Raw genomic sequence first — 6,299 nt, forward strand, 5'->3', positions numbered from 1 at the left:
ACTTATTTAATTCCAGGCCCGATCTCTTTCGTTGGAGAAGTTGTCTGACTGCTGTCAGCCGGAGATTCCTGTGATGCATTGCCGGCGCTCTGTCCATTCTGTGATGCATTGCCAGCGTTCTGTCCATCCTGTGCAGCACCTTCCGCCGGTTCTTCTACCTTAGTGCAGACGCCGTTTGCGTCGACGGTATAATCGACACCGTCAAAATCTAGGGTAGTGGAAGCCGCCATCTTGCCGTCAGCAGGATTTAAGTAGTAGAGCTGCCCGTTGATCTCCGTGAGACCCGTGACCATGGCGCCGCTGCCGTTGAAATAGTACCATGCGCCGTCAACCTCGCGCCAACCAACGGTCATCTTTCCGGAAGAGGTGCTCAAGTAGTACTTCGCGCCGCCGTCCTTCAGCCAGCCGGTCTGCATTCTGCCGTCCTGGTTTAAGTAGTACCAGTTTCCGTCCGGATTGATCCATCCGCGGGCCATATCGCCACCCTGATTGAAATAGTACCATGTGCCGTCCAGCTGCCGCCATCCGGTAGCCGCCGCGCCGCTGTCGGTCAAGAAGTATTTTTTATCACCTTCCGTATGCCATCCGGTTACCATGGAGCCGTCGCTGTTTAAGAAATACTTCGTTCCATTCTGATCCAGCCATCCGGTAGACATAATACCTGTATCCTGAAGGAAATACCATTTTCCGGCCAGCTGCTTCCAGCCGGTAGCCATCTTTCCAGAAGCCTCATCGAGATAATAATACTGATTCATCTGCTGAAGCCATCCCGTCTTCATGGTACCGTCGTTGTTTAAGAAATAACGTGAGCCGTTATCATCCAGCCATCCGGTACTCATCGCACCACTGGCATTGAAGAAATACCATTTGTCGGAAAGCTGTTTCCAACCAGTCACCATGCGTCCGGTCGTGTCGTCGAGATAATAGTTAAGTCCCAGCTTCTCCAGCCACCCGGTAGAAGCAAGACCTTCGCCGTTCATATAGAACCAGCCGGTCCCGTCATTGATCCAGGCGTCCTTTTGCATCTGATAGTTCTGGTAATAATACGTCTTGTCCCCGATGGTCCTCCAGAGATTCCCCGGGAGATAGGGAGTTAAGTCCTTGTAAAGGAAATTGATATCAACGTTACCGCTGATGCCCTCGATGGATCCGGTGCTGGTGGCCTGCCACATGATCGGATCGGAAAAGTTATGCTTTACCTCGTAGCGGGCCACCCACACGTCATAGTGCATGTTTGTCATATCGATCTTATTGGCCAGCCAATAGTCGTTGGCATAGACCATGGGATAATACCCGGCCGCCTCCACCCGTTCGCAGAAGGCGTTGATGATCTCCGTGACCTGTGCCGGCGGAAGAGAACCCAGTGTGGAGCTGTCCTCCGCGTCAAACGCGATTGGAAATGAAATCGGATAATCCTTTACCAGATCGAGGACGAAATCCGCCTCCTCCACAGCCATCTGCGGTGTGGTTGCCAGCGAATAAATATAGGCGCCGACCCGTACTCCGGCATCGGAAGCCTCCTTCACATTTTTGTGGAAATAGGGGTCTACCGCCCCTTTTGACCGGGTACCCAGCATGACGAATTCCACATCGTCAGCGGCTACTGTATTCCAGTCAATATTGCCCTGCCACCGGGATACGTCGATTCCTCTTGCCACGACGCCGTCGATCACGGTTCCATCCAGCATCTGATAATACCCGTTTACCCGTTCATAGCCCGCAGCGTAGGCGGGCGGGGCGGAGTACAGGAATGCTCCTGAACAGCCCATGACGGCGCTGAGCGCTGCCGCCGTAATTCTTCCAGTAATTCTTCTGTGCTTCAAAGTGTCAGCCTCCTCATCCTTGCAGTCAGTTGTTCCGATAAAACTACGATGGGTATCCGCGCCGAAGTGCAGATACCCACACAAAACCTTTATTTCCGCGAGCAACGAGCCAGGTGCCATGCCTGAGCATTAGGCGGCTGCCGCGGTGTATTTAACTGAATTACTCTGCCTTTTACGGCAGTATGTCTGAATTATCTATCAGCCCGGTCCGTTTGTGAGTCCCGGTGCCAGCTGGTAAACACCATTGTTGGAGGAAGAGCCTCCTGGAGCATTGCTGCCTCCCGGCGAGCTGCTGCCGCCTGGTGTATTGTTATTGCTGCCCGGGGCGCTGCTTAAATTTCCATTCCCCGTGGAAGATCCGCCGGGGCCACCGGAAGTATTAGTATTGGTGTTGGTATTGGAACCAGGCGCGTTCGTATTATTCGTTCCGCTGCCTGGCGCCGATACATTGCCGCCTGTGCTGGGCGCGTTGGAATTGCTGTTCTGGTAAGCGCCATTGGAAGCAAATGTATAGCTGACTCCATCAATTGTCAAAGTCGTATTAGCCGCCATCTTCCCGGTAGAAGGATCGAGGTAATAATAGACACCGGAAAGCTGAATCCAGCCTGTCATCATATGGCCTGCATCATTAAAATAGTACCAGGAGCCTTCAAGTTCCTTCCAGCCGTGAGCCATCTTACCGCTCGAAGTATCCATATAGTACTTATTCGTACCATCGCTGAGCCAGCCTGTCATCATCTTGCCGAGAACGTTCTTGCTGTCTGAGTTCAGATAGTAATACTCTCCGCCGATCTGCTGCCAGCCGGTCAGCATCTTGCCATCTGTTCCAAAATAGAACCAGTCGTTACCGATCTGTCCCCATCCCAGTGTGCACTTGCCGTTTTCTTTAAAATAGAACCAGCCGCCATCCATCTCACGCCATCCGGTAGACATGGTGCCGTCGCCCTTCATATAGTAATAATCATCACCGATTCTCAGCCAGCCCTTCACGAGAACACCGGTGTCATCCATCAGGTAGTAATACTTCCCGCCGTCTTCCACCCATTTCGTTGCCATGGCTCCGTTGGAACGGAAATAATACCAGTTATTATTAATCTGTTTCCAACCCGTCACCATGTAACCGGTCGAGAGATCCATATAATAATAAGTACCGTCAGTACTTTTTGCCCATCCTTTATGTACAGACCCGTCCGCGTCCATATATTTCCACTGTGAGCCTTCCTGCTGCCATCCTGCCGCGGCCCACGCGGTGCCAGCCGGTATTAAAGTCGCGCTTCCCACGAGTCCGGCCAGGAGTAACGCAGTCATTGTTTTCCCACATCTCATCCTAATCTCCTCCTATTCTTACAAGATACGACATCACATATGAATTCATTATATCACAGGAGGCCTTATAATGCATAAAAAAATTATTACGATTTGTGGACAAATTTCCAAAACTCATCCAATATCCCTGCATTTTTTATAAAAATGCTTTGCATACCGGTACATTATGATCGTATATTCACCGAATTCTTCCCCCAAAGATGCCTTATACACAGCCCAGAGACTCCACAAAAATCCGCCAAGCGCCATATGTGCGTAGACAGAGTATCGCTCATCAAGCGACGGTTCCCGCTCCAGATACACCCGGATCAGACGTTCTGTCTCCTCATCCGTATAATAGGAATAGATCGCGCACATGGCCACGTCCACCAGCGGGTCGCACATACCGGCGTATTCCCAGTCGATCAGCCGGACCCCGCCGTCCTCCAGCATCAGGAAATTATCGCCGTTGTCATCGAGATGAGAGAGGACCTTCCTGCGCCCCATGGAATCCAGGCGGTCCATTAATTCCGTCATCCAGCCATGTACCTTCCCATAATCCTCAAAGGGGATGTCCCCATGCCTTCTGCAAAGGTCTTCATAAAAATCAATCCGCTCTCTCATATCAAAAGAGTGTTCAACCGTAAGGCCTGAATTATGAAGGCGGCGTACAATTGCCATACATTTCTCCATCTGCTCCCAATTGCGGGGATCCGCATTATTTGCGCCATCGTAATACTCCGCGATCTTATATCCGGTATCCCCGTCAAAATAAATGATCTTCTCCGTAATACCGAGTCCGGCTACCACATCATATACTGCCTTTTCCTGTCTGCGGTTAATAAGAAGCTCGGTTCCCGGCCCAGGAATTCTGCAGATATAGTGGCGTTCCTTTACCTTAAATAGAAACGATTTATTTGTCATACCCGATTTTAAGCATCTGATTTCCGTAATTTCCGACTCCGGCACTTTAAAAACCCGGGCGACCAGTTCCATGGCTTCATTGTCAGAGTGACGCTGATATTTGATATCAAATCTCCGAAGCTCCTCCAGATTTTCAAATTCGTACACCTCATCCTCAGGCCTCCGGTTTATGTACATATCAATGTCGCCGTGAGCCTCCTCCAGATTTGGAAGGCGTTTTGCCGCCTCACCCGAGAGCATGTCCATATAGACATTTTCCCAGTAAAACTGTTCTGTCCCTGGAAGCTCATAGTAGGCCTCAAGAACCGGAAGAAACTTCTCAGAAAATTCCTTTGAGAAATAAGCAGGTCCATACATAACCCATTGATCGATGCCGCCAACCGATACGCTCCCGATTCTGCCTTTCTTATTGTAATCGAGGCACCACTCCGAAGTTTCCCCTTCCATAAAAGCAGAAGAGTACCAGGCGCCGCCCTCATAGGCGTGGTACATGTTATGCCGCATCCAGTTGTCAGAAGAGAGCACATACATATTTCTTCCCCGCAGGACCTCCCTGGCGCGGTAAATGGTAGTCAATGTATTTTTAGAAGAATATTCAGGATTATATAGAAGCTTCACATCATATTTATCAATCAGGTATTCAAATTTCTCTTTCAAATATCCCACGACAATCGTGATATTCTGTACGCCGACCTCATGGAGCTGGCGAATCTGCCGCTCGATCATTCGCTCTCCAAAGACTTCCAGCAGGCCTTTCGGCATTTCAAAGGTCAGAGGGACGAAGCGGGATCCAAAACCGGCGGCGATAATCAGGGCCCCGTCAACCTTATACTGTTTCAGAAGCTCCAGTCCGGCCGGGAGCAGCTCATACGCACCGCCGGCACCAGCCAGGGTGATGAGATGTTCCGAAATACATTCTTTTACAAGATTATTGGCCGTTCCGAGAGAGACATCCAGTGCCTGAGCTAATTCCCTCTGTGTGATTGCCGTATTTTCAAGGATAGAACGGCAGATGATTACATTACGATTCATGATAGATACCTCCGTGGTTGATGATCATATTTTAGGGAAATGCATATTGTAAAAAGAAGATGTTTGGTGTTCAAAAATATAGATATATTAGTATATGTGAACATTATAGCATAATTGTATGGAAATGCAAGGCTGGAGTTGGTGAGGAAGTGGGGAGGGGAGGGAAGGGAAGACGGAAGAAGAGACGGAAGAAGAGACGAAAGGAGGGACGGAAGAGAAGGGAAGAGGATACGGAAGAGAGGATTTTGAAGTGGCGCACGACTTAGAAAGGTGTAATTGGTAAATGGAGTGGAATTTTGACAAGTATAAGTATTATATATAGGTAAGTTTAGTATTATTATCAAGCAGATGCGTAGGAAGGAGGTTTGGAGTTGGCGGAGATTTAAAGTTAGGTGAATCTATTTGTTAAGTAGTATGGCATTGATAATCCGATCGATCTGATGAAATAATTTGTGAGGTACGAGGAGGGATAGATATAAAATAGGAGAGTGGGGGAAGATGAAAATATATATGGGGAAGAAAGCGCGCGGGTTACGATAAAAGTAACTATGATGTAGAAAATGCAGTAAAGGTAGAAAAAGTAGTAAAGGTAGTAAAAGCAGTAAAGGTAGTAAAAGCATAAAAGCACAAAAGTATAAAAGTACAAAAGTAGAAAAGTACAAAAGCATAAAAGCACGAAAGCATAGAAGATATAAAAAGCATAAGCTTAAAAGTGTATCTAACCAGATATTCGCAGCCTCTATTATTAAGCCCTTGTCACTAATAGCATTATTGCATTATTAATAATTGAAGCATACCATGAAAGTCCATTACCATAATAATACAGATATGTATATTGGCAATATAATATTAGAGATCATGCTATTAAGATTTCAACAGTATGTCGTATTATGTGAAGTAGTTAAATACATGAAGTAATTTAAGAGAACCAGGTGGATATATTTAAATATGGTCGGATTGTACTAATAGGAGTACAATATGCCGCAGAGGCCCGTTTTTCGTAAAGATTACGTAAGAAAATGCACAGAGAAAAGTTATAGCATTTTTGAAAAAATTATATTATACTGTCAGTGTGATGGAGGAAATGATATTTTCCTGGTGGAATTGTGAATATTTATTACTTTTTGAAAAATATGCAAAAAAAGTGAAAAAAAGTATTGATAATTTCCCTTATAGGAAGTATAATTACCTCGTAATGCAATTAGGAATTTCAAA

Annotated in this window: 3 protein-coding genes; all 3 read right to left on the bottom strand. The window is 47.1% G+C overall.

The genetic code is table 11. The features are described 5' to 3' along the window. Positions 1 to 2 precede the first annotated feature (2 nt). The gene (locus ACLTD4_RS22455; RefSeq protein WP_117624081.1) at positions 3 to 1,823 is read right to left on the bottom strand and encodes a GH25 family lysozyme; all 1,821 of its coding nucleotides are present in this window, start codon (positions 1,821 to 1,823) and stop codon (positions 3 to 5) included. A gap of 198 nt (positions 1,824 to 2,021) precedes the next feature. Continuing rightward, the gene (locus ACLTD4_RS22460) at positions 2,022 to 3,149 is read right to left on the bottom strand and encodes an N-acetylmuramoyl-L-alanine amidase family protein (RefSeq protein ID WP_002601646.1); all 1,128 of its coding nucleotides are present in this window, start codon (positions 3,147 to 3,149) and stop codon (positions 2,022 to 2,024) included. Between the two features lie 114 nt (positions 3,150 to 3,263). Then, on the bottom strand, positions 3,264 to 5,084 hold the full coding sequence (locus tag ACLTD4_RS22465; RefSeq protein WP_117624080.1) for a phosphotransferase: 1,821 nt from the start codon (positions 5,082 to 5,084) through the stop codon (positions 3,264 to 3,266). Positions 5,085 to 6,299: the final 1,215 nt, after the last annotated feature.

It is taken from the genome of Hungatella sp. (assembly GCF_046966825.1).